Origin of the sequence: Sphaerothrix gracilis Ecp01 (assembly GCF_030405905.1) — a bacterium.
Taxonomy (GTDB): domain Bacteria; phylum Cyanobacteriota; class Cyanobacteriia; order Phormidesmidales; family Phormidesmidaceae; genus Sphaerothrix; species Sphaerothrix gracilis.
On the sequence record NZ_JASATW010000028.1, the window covers coordinates 1 to 16,640 of the forward strand.

Genomic DNA, 16,640 nt, shown 5'->3' on the forward strand with positions numbered 1-16,640 from the left:
ATCTCCCTCACCCTCCTCATCTCCCTCACCCTTCGCATCTCCCTCACCCTTCGCATCTCCCTCACCCTCATCTCCCTCACCCTCACCATCTCCCCCCATCCTCCAAAACTCTCACCTCTGCGCCACTATCTGCCCCCAAACTGGCAACCTCACCAGCCTCCGCGATCGCGTCCAAGACCGTGAGCTACTCAGCGCCCCTGCGAATCAGCTCCAGGCTTTTCAAGATCAAGGCCAATACTGGGACGCCTGGAATATCGCCCCAGACTATCAAGACCACCCGCTGCCTCCGGCTCAGCTTGATGACCTAGAGTGGATTGATCAGGGGCCGCTGCGCCAGCGACTGCGGGTGATTCGAACCTTGGGAAAGTCTAGGTTCACGCAGGATTATGTGCTAGATAGTCACTTGCCGATACTGCGAATTGAGACGATAGCTGACTGGCAAGAGCAGCAGGTGGTTTTGAAAGCAGCGTTTCCGCTAGCAGTAGAGGCCGAGATTGCAACTTATGAAATGCCGTTTGGCGCGATCGCTCGTCCGACTCGCCCTCAGACCCCAGCCGCAAAAGCAAAGTGGGAAGTACCCGCCCTGCGCTGGGCCGATCTGAGCGATACCGCTGGCGGACTCAGCGTTCTGACCGACTGCAAACACGGCTTTGACGCTACGCCCAATCAGCTTCGATTGACGCTGCTCAAGGCCCCAATCTGGCCCGATCCAGCCAGCGATCGCGGCCAGCACCGCTTCACTTACGCCCTCTATCCCCACGCTTCCGACTGGCGGCAAACCCCGCAGCGAGCCAGAGAGCTTAACTTACCACTGCAGTGCCTAACTGTTTCTGCGTCTAGGTCAGGCAGCTTAGCCGCGACCCGTTCATTCTTAAAGATAAAAAATCCTAATCTAATCTTGTCGGCACTCAAGCTGGCTGAGGGTGAGCCTAATAGCCTGATTCTGCGGCTATATGAAGCCTGGGGGGAAGCGGGAACGCTAGAGCTGGAGACGACTCTGCCGATTGAGGATTTACAGTCTGTGGACTTACTGGAGCAAGCTGCAACAGGACGCGATCGCCCCTTGGAAAAGTCTGCGCAGGGGGTCAGTCCCTGGCAAATTTGCAGCTATCGTCTCCGTCTCAAGGCAGAGGGAAACGTTTCTAACAGTTTGTGAATCTGACTGTAGCCGGGTGTTATCCCTAGATAGAGTGCGCTACTATATGTCCATAGTATTTTCTAATATGTCGATTTCCTGGAGGGAATTCATTATCGCTAAGAAACAGCCCATCAACCGTCAGATCAAAGCGCCCCAAGTGCTTTTAATTGATGCCGAAAGCAACAATTTGGGACTAACTGATACCCGTGATGCACTGAAGCTAGCCAAAGAGGCCAGTTTAGACTTGGTTGTCGTTTCCGAAACCAAGGACGGCCCGGTAGCCAAGATTATGGACTACGGCAAGCATCAATATCAGCAAAAGAAGCGCCAGCGGCAGAATACGTCCAAGCCTTCGCTGAAAGAGGTGAAGCTGCGTCCCAATGTGGGCGACTCTGACTACGGTATCCGCATTGATCGCGCTTTGGAATGGCTGAAGAAAGGCGACATGGTGAAGTTTCAGGTGCGCCTGCGAGGGCGGGAACACCAGCACCGCGATCGCGCCCTGGATTTGCTCAATCGGGTGGTTGATGACTTAGACAAAGCAGGTAAAGTGCAGTCTTTTGACAGACGCGCTTTGGTTGTACAAGTTGCCCCTGCATAATTTGCCTACGGCATAATTGCTTTTCTCAAAAAATAGGTTTCTTGCGAAAGCTGAAAAGGCTTTCACGCTGCAAGAAACCTATTTTTGTAGCTTTGTTTTTGTAGCCTTGCAGATTGCTTTCGCCCCTTTACCTAAGCCAATGGCAAAACTGTCGAAGAGATTGCTGTTATGCCTGCAAAAGTAGGGATTGATCGTAATGGGGTTGATGCCGAGGCGGGCAGGCTCTCCGCCCATTGTGACTAAGCTGCCGCCAATGACCATGCCAATGCTTTCAGGCTGCATAGAGGGATGACCCTGCAGCAGGCGGCGGGCATAGCCAGTCTCGAGCTCGACGACAATTAGAGAAGCGCGATCGCTGGAGGGCGATCGCGCGTCTACTGGTCTAAACGCAGCAAAAGCTGAGTCCGGCCTAGACTCAGCCCTAAGGTACCTTCGTTTTTAAAGAAATACTCCCAACGAAGCAGGTCAGTAACAACTCAGCCTCGTTCAGTCCTGTAGCCAACTGAAAGCACCTGCTTCTTGGGTAGTCTGCTGCTCGCTGAGAAAGCCAGTCAATTACGGCAACTCTCTAGTTGTCGTAGATGCGGCACTCATCAGCATCGGGATTATCTTCGCAGTACTCCTCGAAAGAAGTCTTCTTTTTCTGGCTAGAACGCTGGTGAGAAGCTTCTGCCTGAAGCTCTTCAACCGTATCCCAAGCAACTGCGCATTCAGCCGAGTCGTCGCCTGTTTCTTGGCAAGCAGTCCGTGCTCTTTCGCGCTCCTGCTCAATTTGTGATTGAATATCGCTCATAGAATCTATCCAAATCTGAACAACGGTATTAAACCTGAGTAAGTCCTAGTCTTATTGTGAAACTTCATCAACGATGATTTATCCACCACAAGACTCAAAAAACTATGCAACTATAGTCTAACTTCTGAAAAGCAGTCTAGCGGTATATCAGACATCAGACAGAGTAAAAATACTTATTGATCCCCATGAAGCTATAAATTTATCTGCTAATTGACTCGGTTGACTGGCTTAGGATGGGCCAGCTTAGGGACTGCCTGTGAATATTCATGCCGCCACCGCCAGCTATTTCTTGGCAAGGCCGATCATAATTGTAGTGTATCAAGCAGGATCGGGAGGATATGGATACCTCAGCTAGCATAATGAAGTGGGCCAGTGCCCTATCGACCCGGCCCTCACTAGAAGCTGCCGTGGCGGAAGTAGCGGCCCAGGCTCAGGAGCGTCTGCAGGCCCAGCCTGATTTGGCTTTGGTCTTTATCTCGGCGGCTTTTGCCAGTGAATTTTCTCGGCTTATGCCCCTGCTGCAGGAACAGCTCGATGTCCCTGTCTGGTTGGGCTGCAGCGGGGGGGGCGTTATTGGTACCAGCGCTGAAGGCGAGGCTGTAGAAGCTGAAGGTCAGCCCGCCTTGAGCCTGAGTTTGGCCAGCCTGCCGGGGGTAACGCTGCAAAGCTTTCACTGCTCATCGGAAGACCTCCCTGATTTAGATAGCCCCCCCGATCGCTGGAGTGAACTTATTGGCGTAGACCCGCAAACACAGCCCCACTTTATTCTGATGGCAGATCCTTTTTCGGCGGGGATCAACGATTTGCTACAGGGACTAGATTTTGCCTATCCGGGGGCTGTAAAAGTGGGCGGTTTAGCCAGTATTGGCAGTATTAACCGGAGCTGTGGTTTGTTTTGCGACGGGGAGCTGATTGAAGAGGGCGTTGTCGGCGTAGCGCTATCTGGCAATGTGGTTTTAGATGCCATCGTGGCCCAGGGGTGTCGCCCCATTGGTCAGCCTTACCGCGTGGCGGAAGGAGAGAAAAATATTTTGCTCAAGCTGGAAACGGATTCAGACCTTGGAACAGCCAGCTTGAAAACGCCGATGGACGTGCTGCAAGAGCTATTCCAGAGCCTAGACGAAGCCGATCGGGAACTAGCCCAACACTCCTTGTTCATTGGCGTTGAGCAGAGCGGATTTAAACCCAATCTAGAGCGGGGAGACTTTCTAATCCGCAACCTGATTGGCGTCGATCCTAAAGTAGGGGCGATCGCGATTGGCGATCGCGTCCGCCCAGGGCAGCGGATTCAGTTTCACCTGCGCGATGCTCAGACCTCAGCCGATGACCTGCGGATGCTGCTCGATCGCTACCAAAGCCAGCACGAGAAGGCTCAGGCTGCCGGGGCGCTGATGTTTGCCTGTATGGGCCGGGGGGAAGGGCTTTATGAAGAGGCTAACTTTGACTCTGGGCTATTCAATCGCTATTTTGAGCAGATACCCCTGAGCGGCTTTTTCTGCGGTGGTGAAATTGGCCCCATTGGCGGCACCACCTTTCTCCACGGCTACACTTCCGTCTTTGGTATCTGTCGTCAGCCGGAACAGGCGTCTAAGTAGTGCGATCGCGAGGCGAGATGAACTGGCTCAGAAGGTGGGGAGCGCTGGCTCTAGCGGCAGTGCTGGCGATCGCGCTGAGTAGCTGTCAGGCGCTGCTGGTCAAATCTGAAGCGGCTCAAACCACTCAAATCGTAGTGGACGTCCTCAGCGATCCCAAGACCTTTAACTATGCCCTCAGCCGCCAGCGACCCAACATTTTCCCGCTTACCTTTGCCGGATTGACCAGCGTTAATGGCCTCACCGCCGAGATTGAGCCAGAGCTAGCTGAGTCCTGGGAGATGTCAGAGGACAAGCTGCGCTTTGTCTTTACCCTGCGCCCAAATCTGAAATGGTCGGATGGTCAGCCCCTGACGGCTGATGATGTGGTGTTTACCTATGAGCAAATCATCTTCAACCCGGAAATTCCCACCAGCGTTGAAAGTATGCTCAAAATTGGGCAGAGCGGCCAGTTTCCTCAGGTGCGCAAGCTCAGCGATCGCCAAGTAGAGTTCATCCTGCCAGAGCCTTTTTCGCCCTTCTTGCTGGCGACGGCGGGTGCTCCCGATGGCGTTGTCATCCTGCCCAAACATGCGCTAGCAGAGTTCGTCACCACCAAAGACGAGTCCGGCAGTCCCGTCTTTCTCACGGTTTGGGGAACCAACACCCCGCCGGATCAAGTCGTCACCAACGGCCCCTATCGCCTCAGCCGCTATGTGCCCAATGAGCGGGTAGTGTTTGAGCGCAATCCTTACTATTGGCGACAGGATGCCGCCGGAAATCCCCAGCCCTACATCGAGCGCTACATCTGGGAAGTGGTTGAATCGACCACAGCCTCCCTAATTCAGTTTCGCTCCGGCGGCACCGATGCTGTGGGGGTTTCGGCGGATGAGTTCGCCCTGCTGAAGCGGGAAGAGGAGCGCGGCAATTTCAAAATTTATAACGGCGGCCCTGCCTTTGGCACCACGTTTATCAGCTTCAATCTGAATCAGGGTAGCCGCAACGGTAAACCGCTGGTAGATCCGATCAAGTCAAGCTGGTTTACTCAGGTGGAATTTCGTCAGGCGATCGCCTATGCCCTCGATCGCCAAACCATGCTGAACAACCTGTTTCAAGGATTAGGGCAGCTTCAGCATTCCCCCATTGATATTCAAAGTCCTTTCTATTTGCCACCCGAACAGGGCCTTAAAACCTACGATTACAATCCCGACAAAGCTAGAGAACTGCTAGAGAGCATCGGCTTTCAGTACAACGCTGCCGGACAGCTGCTCGACGCCGCTGGTAACCGGGTCCGCTTCACGCTAATTACCAATGCGGGCAATAAGCTGCGGGAAGGCATGGGAGCCCAGGTAAAACAGGACTTAAGCAAAATTGGCATTCAGGTGGATTTTCAGCCGCTGGACTTCAGCGCTCTAGTAGACAAACTTTCCACCTCTCTAGAATGGGACTGCTATCTGCTAGGCTTTACCGGCGGCATCGAGCCGAATGACGGTGCCAATGTTTGGCTTCCAGAGGGCAGTCTCCACGCCTTCAATCAGTCGGCTCAGGCCGGACAAGATCCCCTCACAGGCCGCATAGTCTATGACTGGGAGCAGCGCATCGGCGATCTCTACATTCAGGCAGCGCAAACCTATGACCTGGCCGAGCGCAAAGCTCTCTACGACGAGACGCAGCAGATTACCCAAGAATATCTGCCGTTTATTTACCTGATTAATCCCTTAGCCCTAGCCGCTGTACGAGATTACGTCGAGGGCGTGCGGTTTTCGGCCTTCAAAGGCATCTTCTGGAATATCTACGAAATCCGAATAGATAAACCGGCGTAAGTAGGCGGATCTAACTGTTTTGAGGCTAGTAAGGCCCGTCGGGTATGGCTGCCCTAAAGCGACAGCGTCACCTTTGCGGGTGTTGGGTTTTGTGCCTTAACCGCAACCTTCATTGACCTCATGTTTACTGCGCTTACCTGCTTGAGAGGCGCTTGCGCCAGCGTAGCCATGCCGCAGTCTGTACACCTGCCTAGGAGGCAAACCGCAAACGATTACTTTTTTTAATAAATTAAATTGGGAAAACTAATCTGCCAATAAGTTTTTTCAAAAAATTTTTTCGTGAAAGAATTATATTTAAATTTCGGATACATCTTGGTGAGTGTTCAATCACATTCTCGGTTAACTTTGTTTACAAAGATGGAGATTGTTTATGTCGAATTGTGTCACATAATCGCTCAACCCCTGAACTGACAAGGATTTTCTGATACAAAGGCTGTTAGGTTAAGCGTTCAAGTCTTGAAATTGCAGGTGTCTCTCTTAGCTCTTAAAGATACTTTTGTAAAGTTTTGAGCCACTGCGGTCAGCTTCTAATTCAGCTTATTTCTGATCGCAAATCTGTCTTAGTCTTTAGCTTTTGATTCTGGCAGCTTTGTCAAGCCAATCCGATAAAATTGGCGGCTGGAAAATTGTAGAGTTTCCCAATCGCTGTCTGATCTAGACCTGAGAATACGCATCAAGGAGTTTTTTGCATGTTCACCCACGTCAAGCCCACTGTCCGACACATTGCTCCCGACGATTTACAGGGCCGGACTTTGGTGAAAGTGGTCTATGTCGTGTTAGAGCCGCAGTATCAAAGTGCACTATCTGCGGCAGTACGCTCGATCAACGACAGTAATCCCTACATGGCTGTCGAGGTCAGCGGCTATCTGATTGAGGAGCTACGGGGCGAAGAAAACTACCAGGCGTTTCAAAAAGACATCGCCGAAGCCAACATTTTTATCGCTTCGCTCATTTTCATTGAGGAACTGGCAGAAAAAGTCGTGGCTGCCGTTCAGCCCCACCGCGATCGCCTTGATGCCGCCGTTATTTTCCCCTCCATGCCCCAGGTGATGCGGCTTAACAAGCTGGGCAGCTTCTCGATGGCGCAGCTCGGCCAGTCTAAGAGCGTCATTGGCGAGTTCATGAAGAAGCGCCGCCAGAAGCAGGGCAGCGGCTTTGAAGACGCCATGTTGAAGCTGCTGCGAACTCTGCCCAAGGTCTTGAAATACTTGCCGGTTGAGAAGGCGCAGGATGCCCGCAATTTCATGCTCAGCTTTCAGTACTGGCTGGGTGGCTCTAAGGATAATCTGGAAAATTTCTTGGTGATGCTGGCCGATCGCTACGTCTTCAAGAAAGAGGAAGACAGCGCCGAGCCAAAGTCAGTGGCTTTGGAATACCGCGATCCCGTTACCTACCCGGATATGGGCATCTGGCATCCGCTGGCTCCCACCATGTTTGAGGATATTAAAGAGTATCTCAACTGGTTCAACTCCCGCAGTGATATTTCCGAGGATCTCAAAGATCCGCTGGCTCCCTGTGTAGGCTTGGTACTGCAGCGTACTCACCTCGTCACCGGGGATGATGCCCACTACGTGGCCACGGTGCAAGAGCTGGAATACATGGGAGCGCGGGTGATTCCTGTGTTCGCGGGTGGCCTAGATTTCTCCAAGCCGGTCGAAGCCTACTTTTTCGATCCGCTCAACCCAGAAAAAGCGATTGTCGATTCGGTAGTGTCGCTCACAGGTTTTGCCCTAGTTGGCGGCCCGGCCCGTCAGGATCACCCCAAGGCGATCGAAGCCTTGAAAAAGCTGAATCGGCCTTACATGGTAGCCCTGCCGCTGGTTTTCCAGACCACTGAGGAATGGGAAGAGAGCGATTTGGGGCTGCACCCAATCCAGGTGGCGCTACAGATGGCGATCCCTGAGCTTGACGGCGCGATCGAGCCGATTGTGGTGTCTGGGCGCGACGGTATGACCGGGCGGGCTATCTCCCTGCAAGACCGGGTAGAAGCGATCGCCCAGCGAGCCATGAAGTGGGCCAATCTGCGCCGCAAGCCCAAGCTGGATAAAAAGCTGGCGATTACCGTTTTCAGCTTTCCGCCGGATAAGGGCAACGTGGGAACGGCTGCCTACCTCGACGTATTTGGCTCCATCTACAAAGTGATGGAAGCCATGAAGCAAAACGGCTATGACATTGAGGACATGCCGGACTCGGCGGAAGCCCTGATGCAGGAAGTCATTCACGACGCTCAGGCCCAGTATGCCTCCCCTGAACTCAATATTGCCTACCGCATGTCGGTGATGGAGTATGAGCGCTTCACGCCCTATTCCGTCAACCTGGAGGAAAATTGGGGACCCCCGCCGGGACACCTCAACACCGACGGTCAAAACCTGCTGATTTACGGTAAAGCTTTCGGTAATCTGTTTATCGGCGTGCAGCCTACCTTTGGTTACGAAGGCGATCCCATGCGTTTGCTGTTCTCCCGTTCGGCCAGTCCCCATCACGGCTTTGCCGCCTTCTACACCTACCTGGAGCAAATCTGGCAAGCTGATGCGGTGCTGCACTTCGGTACCCACGGTTCACTGGAGTTTATGCCCGGTAAGCAGATGGGTATGTCCGGAGCCTGCTATCCCGACAACCTAATTGGCAACATCCCCAATCTCTACTACTACGCTGCCAACAATCCCTCTGAGGCCACGATTGCCAAGCGCCGCAGCTACGCTGAAACCATCAGCTACCTGACGCCACCAGCCGAAAATGCGGGCCTTTACAAAGGGCTAAAAGAGCTGAGTGAGCTAATTGGCTCTTACCAAACCCTCAAAGACGGCGGCCGGGCGGTGCAAATCGTCAACGCCATTGTGGAGCAGGCTCGAATCTGCAACTTGGATAAAGACATTGCTGAGCTAGCCCAGGCTGAGAATGAGCCGGTGCTGGACGCCGCCACGCTCTCTACTGAACAGCGGGACAACCTGGTGGGCAAAGTCTATATCAAACTGATGGAGATCGAATCGCGGCTGCTGCCCTGCGGTCTGCACGTGATTGGTAAGCCCCCTAGCGCTGAAGAGGCGATCGCCACGTTGGTCAATATCGCCGGACTCGACCGGGAAGAAGAGGGCATCAAGAGCCTGCAGCGCCTAATTGCTGAGAGCCTCAGTCGGGACATTGATGAAATCTACAGCAACAGCGATCGCGGTCTGCTCGACGATGTTCAACTGCTCTATGACATCAACAATGGCGTCCGCGAGGCCGTCGCGGCCCTAGTGCATGAGCAAATTGACGCTGAAGGCCGCGTCTCGATGGTGTCGCGGCTCAACTTCCTCAATATTGGCCGCAAAGCGCCTTGGGTGAAGGCGCTGCATGAAGCAGGCTATACCCAGGTAGATGCCGAGGCGCTGAAGCCGCTGATGGAGTATCTGGAGTTTTGCCTAGAGCAGGTCTGCGCTGACAATGAGCTAGGGGCACTGCTGCAGGCTCTAGAAGGGGAATATGTCCTCCCTGGCCCCGGCGGCGATCCCATTCGCAACCCGGACGTGCTGCCCACAGGCAAGAATATTCACGCCCTTGATCCCCAGTCGATTCCGACAACCGCAGCGGTACAGTCGGCCAAAATTGTGGTCGATCGCCTGCTAGAGCGACAGCGCCAAGACAATGGCGGTGCTTACCCTGAAACTATTGCCAGCGTTCTCTGGGGCACGGACAACATCAAGACCTATGGCGAATCCCTCGCCCAGATTCTCTGGTTTGTGGGCGCTAAGCCCGTGCCCGACGCCTTAGGCCGGGTGAATAAGCTAGAGCTAATTCCGCTAGCAGAACTGGGACGACCCCGGATTGACGTGGTGATCAACTGCTCTGGAGTTTTCCGCGATCTGTTCATCAACCAGATGGCTCTGCTAGATAAGGCGATCAAGATGGCGGCTGAAGCCGATGAGCCGTTGGAGATGAACTTTGTGCGCAAGCACGCCATCAAGCAGGCGGAAGAAATGGGCGTCTCCCTGCGGCAGGCAGCGACCCGGGTTTTCTCCAATGCCTCTGGCTCCTACTCCTCTAACATCAACCTGGCTGTGGAAAACAGCTCTTGGGAAGAAGAGGGCGAACTACAGGAAATGTACCTGAAGCGCAAGTCCTTCGCCTTCAACTCCGACAATCCCGGCATGATGGATCAGTCCCGCGAGGTATTTGAGTCTAGCCTCAAGACGGCGGAAGTCACCTTCCAAAATCTGGACTCGTCGGAAATTTCGCTGACTGACGTATCCCACTACTTCGACTCTGATCCAACTAAGGTAGTTGCCAAGCTGCGGGGGGATGGCACCAAGCCCGCCTCCTACGTCGCTGACACCACCACCGCTAACGCCCAGGTGCGCACCCTCTCGGAAACGGTGCGTCTCGATGCCCGTACCAAGCTGCTCAATCCCAAGTGGTACGAGGGAATGCTGAGTCACGGCTATGAGGGCGTGCGAGAACTCTCAAAGCGGCTAGTCAACACCATGGGCTGGTCTGCCACGGCCGATGCGGTGGATAACTGGGTCTACGAAGATACCAATGCCACCTTCATCCAGGACGCGGAGATGTGTAAGCGGCTGATGGATCTCAACCCCAACTCGTTCCGGCGGATGGTGTCTACCCTGCTGGAAGTCAATGGTCGAGGCTACTGGGAAACCAGTGACGAAAATATTGAGCGGCTGCAGGAGCTGTATCAAGAAGTCGAAGATCGAATTGAGGGGATCGACGACTAGGCGATCGCGGCTAGGGCCATACATCAAAGAAGGGCATAGGCTGTAGCCATGCCCTTCTTGGTGCCCCAGTATGTGCAAACTTTTAAGATGGGCTACGGTTCCCCTGCCAGATTAACCTTCTGTTATGTCTTGGCTCCGTAACTCGCGCGATCGCCGTAGGACTTAGCTCAGATGCTTGTCTAAGGTAGTGGTGAATGCTTCATAGGGCTTTGCGCCTACAAGAGTTTCAGCCAGTTCGCCCTGCTTGAAGAACATAACGGCAGGAATACTGCGGATGCCAAATCGCTTGGCAACTGGCTTGTTTTCATCGAGATCTAGCTTGAAAACTTTGGCCCGACCGGCATAGGCTTCCGCGAGCTGGTCCATGAGCGGCGCAATTAGCTTGCAAGGCCCGCACCAGGAAGCAGTGCAGTCAACAACGAAGATCGATTCAGATTGCAGTAGCTCATCAAATGCGGCTTCGTCTTGGATATAAGTAGCAGCCATAAGTTCTCCTGTAAAACCGTATTCTCTCACAGCGGCGTTACCGACATAGCTGAGGCGCGATCGCAGAGGCTATGTCGGCAGTATGAGCTTTTGCCTAAATAGAAAAAATCGGGCGTTGCTGAATCAAGGGATGAACCTAGTGTTTGCCGGTCGTGAGCGAGACGCTCACACTCCCTCGCTTATCATCAGCTAGGTTAGTGCAAGCATCTTGCTCGGGTTTTAATTCATACCCAGAATCAGCCATACCAAAAATTGAACCGCAGGTCTAACCCTTAGGCATCAAGGTAGCGTTTAGGCTCAAACCGCTGACAAAGCAAAAGTAGGGATCCAGCTATGCTAAATCCCTACTCTGTTAAGCTCCAAAGGCTAAAGCCAATGGCTCAGTTTAGTAGTTGCGGGAGAAGTTGTTACGACGACCGCCACCAGAGCCGCCCCGGTTTTCGCGAGGCTTGGCCTTATTGACTTTCAGGTCGCGGCCCATCCACTCAGCGCCATCAAGGGCTTCAATGGCGGCTGCTTCTTCAGACTCAGCACTCATCTCAACGAAGCCAAAGCCGCGCATCCGGCCCGTTTCGCGATCGGTGGGAAGCTGAACTCGCTTAACTGAGCCGTATTCAGCAAATACGGTAGTTAGATCGGCTTCTGTAACGTCGTAAGACAGATTGCCTACGTAAATTGACATGGATTGTCTCCAAAATTAAGGAATGTGTAGAGGGGAAATTTCGGAGAGTTGTCTGTCAGTGAAAAAACGTGAAATTCCGTTAATACTAAAAACAAATGCTGCAACCGAATTTTTATTCTCTGCGGTCACTCTAGCATTTTGAAACTGCTTTTGGGGAGATTAGTCAGACTCTGACAAGAATAAAGCATTTAATTTACTTATAACAAGCGCGATCGCGTCTTTTTAGCCTTCGGAAAATCTTTGAGATTCTAAGAAATACTACGAGAGCCTTACATTCAAGCAGCTTTTTGACTCGGCAATGCTTTACAGCCGGGTATATAAAAGCACTTTTACGGCATCGCCTGCTTAAGTTTTATTCTGATAGTACAGATATTAGTCAAGCTAACAGCAAAAACAACTGCTGGGAGATTTGTCGAAAGTCTTTAATCAGTCTTTTGTTTTTTGAAAATTGCCCACTTTTCTATTATTTTGCTGCAGCATTTTTGGGGAGAAAATCCAGTAAGAAGCTGTTTATTTTGCCCTCGAATAGATATTACTGAGCTGGCTAGCGTAAAATTACAGGCCAACAAAATGCCTGGTGACTGAAATAGGAACAATCAAAAAAACTAAAGTCTCTTGGTTCTAGCTGTAATCTTGGCCAGAATGCTCTGCTCCCCAGTGGATACCACTCCCTACCTTTGGCTAGAGACAGAGTTTGTTGTAGTTTTATATACTATGATTAAGAAGATGGTTAAAACAGCTTAATCCTTTTGGTTATAGGCTGAGTCCCTAGACCCTTTTCCAAGACAAAACTCAATGCTCAAAGCCAGAATGATAGGCTTTTGTCTAGGGATTGCTTTAACATAGTTAACAGTGCAAGTCCCTAGCAGCTTTAGGAGGCATACGAGCGCGTGAATCGGTCTCAACCTGCTCAGCCCAGACGATATGATGCCCAGGCGATCGCCCGTCATTTTCGTCGCCGTCCGTGGCAAGTCATCTGGAGAGCTTTAGTCGTTATCTGGTTTTTAGGCGGTTTCTTTCTGGGGCTGCAGTTTGATCGATGGCTGGGGCAAGCTGAGCGCAATCGCCGCAAACGGGCTCAGCAGCTCTGCGATGTCCTCACCCGTTTAGGTCCGACTTATATCAAGGTGGGGCAAGCCCTTTCTACTCGCCCCGACCTGCTGCGTCAGGACTACATGGATGAGCTGACCCGCCTGCAGGACAGCCTGCCCTCTTTCCCTAACGAAATTGCCAACCACATTATTGAAGTTGAGCTAGGCCGATTGCCCAGCGAAATCTACAGCTCCATCTCGGCTCAGCCTGTAGCTGCGGCCAGCTTGGGTCAGGTCTATCGGGCTAAATTGCATACGGGTGAAGACGTGGCCGTCAAGGTACAGCGGCCCAACCTACTGCCTGTGATTACCTGCGATCTCTGTCTGATGCGCTGGGGAGCTGGCTGGCTGGCCCCTTTTCTGCCGCTCAACCTGGGCCACGATCTGACTCTGATTGTGGACGAGTTTGGCACCAAGCTGTTTGAGGAGATTGACTATCTAAATGAAGGGCGCAATGCTGAGCGCTTTGCGGCCAATTTTCAAAACGATCCCAAAGTCAAAGTTCCCTCTATCTACTGGCGCTACAGCAGCCACCGGGTTTTGACGCTGGAATGGATAGACGGCATCAAGCTGACAGATACTGAGCGGATTCGGCAAGCCAACCTGGATCAAGATCAGCTGATTGAAGTGGGCGTAACAGCAGGACTGCGGCAGCTTTTAGAGTTTGGTTTTTTCCACGCCGATCCGCACCCAGGTAACTTGTTTGCCCTGCGAGATGGCCGTATGGCTTACATTGACTTCGGCATGATGGATCAGCTGAATCAGAACACCAAAGAAACGCTGGTAGATTCAGTCGTACATCTAATCAATCAGGACTATCAAAATCTGGCAGCAGACTTTATCAAGCTGGGATTTTTGACCCCTGACGTTGACATCACGCCCATTGCTCCAGCCCTAGAAATTGTTCTGGGTCAGGCAATTGGCGCTAGCGTTGGTGACTTCAACTTCAAGACCATCACCGATCGCTTTTCAGAGCTGATGTATGAATATCCGTTCCGGGTACCGGCTAAATTTGCTCTGATTATCCGCTCGCTAATTACGCAGGAAGGGGTCGCCCTTAGCCTCAATCCCAACTTTAAAATTGTTGAAATTGCCTATCCCTACGTGGCGCGGCGTCTGCTGACGGGAGAAACGGCTTCTTTGCGGCGGCGTCTGATTGACATCCTGTTCAAAGATGATCGCTTCCAGTGGCAACGATTAGAAAATCTGATTGCCATTGCTCGCAGCGATCGCCACTTTGATCTCTTTCCAACAGCCAGCTTGGGTCTGCAGTATCTCTTGTCCGAAGAGGGGCAGTACCTGCGCCGTCAGCTTCTGATTGCCCTCACGGAAGACAACCGACTCCACACGGAAGAAGTTCGTCGCCTCTGGGAGCTGATCAAAGACGATCTGACACCTACACAGCTCTTTGGCGTAGCGTGGGAAGCCCTCTCTGATTTTTCCAGAGAGCGGGCGGCGGCTTTAGTCCCAGCAGCGGTAGCCGGACTGACAACGGCGTTAAAAGAGTGACCGCTGAGAAACTATCACCGAGCTGCAACTGCCGCTATAATTAACACTGTTTTACAAAGCTCAATTCTTCTTAGCGCGTAGCCCTGTGTATTCCACCCCTCCTTACTTACTACTGGTTGTTGGTTTGCTGGCTTCCTTCGCCGCCGGTGCTGCCTTCAACACTACTTTGCAACAGTCTATTCAAGCCTGGGTTAAAAGCCCTGCCGATCGCCCCCTTAGCCAGCTCAAAGGGCCGCAAATCTTGATTCCCTTTGTCGGTATTTGTTTTGGGGTCTGGGTATTTTTGGCTGCTGGGCTGTCTATTTTCGGCTTTGCGCTGAAGACTTCATTTGCGATCGCGGCCGGACTAACTTTGTTCAGCGGTCTGCTGATCTGGTCGCAGTTTGGCAAAATTCTGATTCAGCTAGAGCAAGGTGGCTCGCGGGCGCTTGATTTAGATGCGTTTTAATTTGTCTTGGGCGGCGGCTTGTAACGGCCTTTTCCCGCTGCTCAGTTGTTGTCGGTGAGCGATTTAACCCGGTTGATCTGTGCTTGGGTGGTTGCGGCCCAGCTGGCTTGTCCCTGAGTGATGTAAAGATTACGAGCATATTCAAAGGCAGTCAGCGCGCGACTAGGTTCGGCTAGCTCTGCCAAGGTCAGCCCAGCGCTGTAATAGGCATCAGCATAGTTGGGATTGACGTTGACGGCGGTTTGAAATGACTCTAGGGCTGCGCCGTAGTTTTCCTGGCGGAAGCGGGCAATACCCAGGTTGTAGTGGGCTTCGGCGTAGGTGGCGTGGCGGGCGATCGCGGCCTCAAAAGCGCCTGCCGCCGCCGCGAGCTGATTTTGACGTAAATAAATGAGTCCCTGATAGTAGCTCGGTTCAGGCGCGTTGGGGCTATAGCGCTCAGCCTCCTCAAAGGTGCCCAGAGCCGTTTCATATTCTGCTTGCTGTAGCTGCACTAGGCCCAGGTTGTAGTGGGCAATGCCCAAAGTCGGCTCAATCTCAATTGCCCGCTGCAGATAGTCAGCAGCCTGGGCCAGATTGTTACCCTCTAGCAGTGCCGCTCCCAGGTTGGCGTAGGCCAGCGCTAGCTGAGGATTGGCCTGAATGGCCTGCCAAAAGGCGGTAGCGGCTTCCTGGAGCTGTCCGGTTTGGCGCAGTGCCAGCCCCAGATTGTAGTAAGCAGGGGCAAGAGCAGGATCTAGCTCAATCGCCTGATTAAAAGCCGCGATCGCCGCTGCCGCATTCCCCTGCTGTACCTGCTGTAGCCCCTGCTCAAGCTGCACTTCGGCAGGCGATCGTTGAGGTCGAGCCTGAGCTAGCTGTAGGGGAGGAGCCGCCAGACTGGGAAAAAGCGGTATTGCTCCTAGCAGGCAAGCACTCGCCGCCAGAGTGCTCCACCTGCAAATTTGCTGTTTGACTGACTGGTTCATTGCTGTAGTTCTCCACGACTACGCTGTCTTAGACTGGCTACTCGACACCTGCCATCACCTGCCCTAAATCGCTAGGAGCCAAATGGGCATCCATCACCTGACCATCGCGAAACCAAACTACCCGGTGAGTGAGCCGCGCCACCTCTATCTCATGGGTCACCATGACGACAGTAATGCCATCGCTGTTCAACTCGGCAAAAATGCTCATCACATCCTGAGTTGTCTGGGTATCTAGCGCACCTGTCGGCTCATCCGCCAAAATTAGCAGGGGTCGATTAACAATAGCACGGGCGATCGCTACCCGCTGCTGCTGCCCGCCTGAAAGCTGATTGGGTCTGTTGTTGAGGCGATCGCCCAAGCCAACTCGCTGCAGTGCAGTGGCAGCCCGCTCTTCTCGCTCGGCGGCGGCAATCCCCGCATACACCATTGGCAGGCTGACATTTTCTAGCGCTGTGAGCTGTGGCAGCAGATGAAACTGCTGAAAGACAAAGCCAATCTTACGATTGCGGATATGAGCTAAGTTGGTTTCTTCTAAGTAGGCTACGTTCTCGCCATCTAGGTAGTATTTGCCGTTGGTAGGGCGATCCAGGCAGCCAATGACGTTCATAGCGGTGGATTTGCCCGATCCGGAAGGCCCCATGATGGCGCAGTATTCGCCCTGCTGAATGGCAAAGCTGACATTCCACAAGGCCCGCACCTCAGTGTTGCCAGAGCCATAGACTTTAGAGACGTTTTCAAGCTGAATTAAAGGATGCTGAATTAAAGGATGAGGCATAAAAACAGGGAGGCCAGGCACTCTCTTTAGTTTACAAAATGTC

At 52.8% G+C, this 16,640-nt stretch carries 13 protein-coding genes; 7 read left to right on the top strand and 6 right to left on the bottom strand.

Going from position 1 to position 16,640, the window contains the following annotated elements:
• Both QJQ48_RS22895 and infC read left to right on the top strand, forming a co-directional pair.
• A partial coding sequence (locus QJQ48_RS22895; RefSeq protein WP_346293570.1) for a glycoside hydrolase family 38 C-terminal domain-containing protein occupies nucleotides 1-1,156 on the top strand: 1,156 nt, incomplete at its 5' end.
• Between the two features lie 67 nt (nucleotides 1,157-1,223).
• Nucleotides 1,224-1,739, top strand: a complete 516-nt coding sequence (gene infC / locus QJQ48_RS22900; protein ID WP_346293571.1) for a translation initiation factor IF-3 — start codon at nucleotides 1,224-1,226, stop codon at nucleotides 1,737-1,739.
• 78 nt (nucleotides 1,740-1,817) lie between these two features.
• Here the strand turns inward: infC and QJQ48_RS22905 are convergent, their stop codons facing one another.
• Nucleotides 1,818-2,021, bottom strand: coding sequence for a hypothetical protein (locus tag QJQ48_RS22905; protein WP_346293572.1), 204 nt, complete (start codon nucleotides 2,019-2,021; stop codon nucleotides 1,818-1,820).
• 286 nt (nucleotides 2,022-2,307) lie between these two features.
• Nucleotides 2,308-2,532, bottom strand: a complete 225-nt coding sequence (locus QJQ48_RS22910) for a Calvin cycle protein CP12 (protein ID WP_346293573.1) — start codon at nucleotides 2,530-2,532, stop codon at nucleotides 2,308-2,310.
• A gap of 338 nt (nucleotides 2,533-2,870) precedes the next feature.
• Here QJQ48_RS22910 and QJQ48_RS22915 point away from each other — a divergent pair, with 338 nt between their 5' ends.
• The 3 genes from QJQ48_RS22915 to QJQ48_RS22925 all read left to right on the top strand — a co-directional run bounded on the left by QJQ48_RS22915 (nucleotide 2,871) and on the right by QJQ48_RS22925 (nucleotide 10,638).
• Nucleotides 2,871-4,127: an FIST signal transduction protein gene (locus tag QJQ48_RS22915; protein WP_346293574.1), complete on the top strand. Its 1,257-nt coding sequence runs from the start codon at nucleotides 2,871-2,873 to the stop codon at nucleotides 4,125-4,127.
• Between the two features lie 17 nt (nucleotides 4,128-4,144).
• Nucleotides 4,145-5,926 carry an ABC transporter substrate-binding protein gene (locus tag QJQ48_RS22920; RefSeq protein ID WP_346293575.1) on the top strand — a complete coding sequence of 594 codons (1,782 nt, stop codon included), beginning with the start codon at nucleotides 4,145-4,147 and terminating at the stop codon, nucleotides 5,924-5,926.
• 689 nt (nucleotides 5,927-6,615) lie between these two features.
• Nucleotides 6,616-10,638 carry a magnesium chelatase subunit H gene (locus QJQ48_RS22925; protein WP_346293576.1) on the top strand — a complete coding sequence of 1,341 codons (4,023 nt, stop codon included), beginning with the start codon at nucleotides 6,616-6,618 and terminating at the stop codon, nucleotides 10,636-10,638.
• A 162-nt stretch (nucleotides 10,639-10,800) separates the two neighbouring features.
• Here QJQ48_RS22925 and trxA read toward each other — a convergent pair whose 3' ends face one another.
• On the bottom strand, nucleotides 10,801-11,124 hold the full coding sequence (gene trxA, locus QJQ48_RS22930) for a thioredoxin (protein ID WP_346293577.1): 324 nt from the start codon (nucleotides 11,122-11,124) through the stop codon (nucleotides 10,801-10,803).
• A gap of 385 nt (nucleotides 11,125-11,509) precedes the next feature.
• Nucleotides 11,510-11,806, bottom strand: coding sequence for an RNA-binding regulator (locus QJQ48_RS22935; protein ID WP_346293578.1), 297 nt, complete (start codon nucleotides 11,804-11,806; stop codon nucleotides 11,510-11,512).
• An 890-nt stretch (nucleotides 11,807-12,696) separates the two neighbouring features.
• On the opposite strand from QJQ48_RS22935, the gene QJQ48_RS22940 reads away from it, so the two are divergent.
• Both QJQ48_RS22940 and QJQ48_RS22945 read left to right on the top strand, forming a co-directional pair.
• Nucleotides 12,697-14,406 carry an ABC1 kinase family protein gene (locus QJQ48_RS22940; protein ID WP_346293579.1) on the top strand — a complete coding sequence of 570 codons (1,710 nt, stop codon included), beginning with the start codon at nucleotides 12,697-12,699 and terminating at the stop codon, nucleotides 14,404-14,406.
• Between the two features lie 85 nt (nucleotides 14,407-14,491).
• Entirely contained in the window at nucleotides 14,492-14,854 is a 363-nt protein-coding gene (locus QJQ48_RS22945) for a hypothetical protein (protein ID WP_346293580.1), read from the top strand.
• Nucleotides 14,855-14,895: 41 nt separating this feature from the next.
• Here QJQ48_RS22945 and QJQ48_RS22950 read toward each other — a convergent pair whose 3' ends face one another.
• Both QJQ48_RS22950 and QJQ48_RS22955 read right to left on the bottom strand, forming a co-directional pair.
• Nucleotides 14,896-15,822, bottom strand: a complete 927-nt coding sequence (locus QJQ48_RS22950; protein ID WP_346293581.1) for a tetratricopeptide repeat protein — start codon at nucleotides 15,820-15,822, stop codon at nucleotides 14,896-14,898.
• Between the two features lie 37 nt (nucleotides 15,823-15,859).
• The gene (locus tag QJQ48_RS22955; protein WP_346293582.1) at nucleotides 15,860-16,597 is read right to left on the bottom strand and encodes an ABC transporter ATP-binding protein; all 738 of its coding nucleotides are present in this window, start codon (nucleotides 16,595-16,597) and stop codon (nucleotides 15,860-15,862) included.
• Between the last annotated feature and the right edge of the window lie 43 nt (nucleotides 16,598-16,640).

Excerpts from the sequence above, each read along its gene's own strand:
- QJQ48_RS22920 (WP_346293575.1), top strand. The coding sequence starts at position 4,145 with ATGAACTGGCTCAGAAGGTGGGGAGCGCTGGCTCTAGCGGCAGTGCTG.
- QJQ48_RS22910 (WP_346293573.1), bottom strand. The coding sequence starts at position 2,532 with ATGAGCGATATTCAATCACAAATTGAGCAGGAGCGCGAAAGAGCACGG.
- QJQ48_RS22955 (WP_346293582.1), bottom strand. The coding sequence starts at position 16,597 with ATGCCTCATCCTTTAATTCAGCATCCTTTAATTCAGCTTGAAAACGTC.
- QJQ48_RS22935 (WP_346293578.1), bottom strand. The coding sequence starts at position 11,806 with ATGTCAATTTACGTAGGCAATCTGTCTTACGACGTTACAGAAGCCGAT.
- QJQ48_RS22915 (WP_346293574.1), top strand. The coding sequence starts at position 2,871 with ATGGATACCTCAGCTAGCATAATGAAGTGGGCCAGTGCCCTATCGACC.
- QJQ48_RS22905 (WP_346293572.1), bottom strand. The coding sequence starts at position 2,021 with ATGCAGCCTGAAAGCATTGGCATGGTCATTGGCGGCAGCTTAGTCACA.
- QJQ48_RS22925 (WP_346293576.1), top strand. The coding sequence starts at position 6,616 with ATGTTCACCCACGTCAAGCCCACTGTCCGACACATTGCTCCCGACGAT.
- infC (WP_346293571.1), top strand. The coding sequence starts at position 1,224 with ATGTCGATTTCCTGGAGGGAATTCATTATCGCTAAGAAACAGCCCATC.
- QJQ48_RS22950 (WP_346293581.1), bottom strand. The coding sequence starts at position 15,822 with ATGAACCAGTCAGTCAAACAGCAAATTTGCAGGTGGAGCACTCTGGCG.
- trxA (WP_346293577.1), bottom strand. The coding sequence starts at position 11,124 with ATGGCTGCTACTTATATCCAAGACGAAGCCGCATTTGATGAGCTACTG.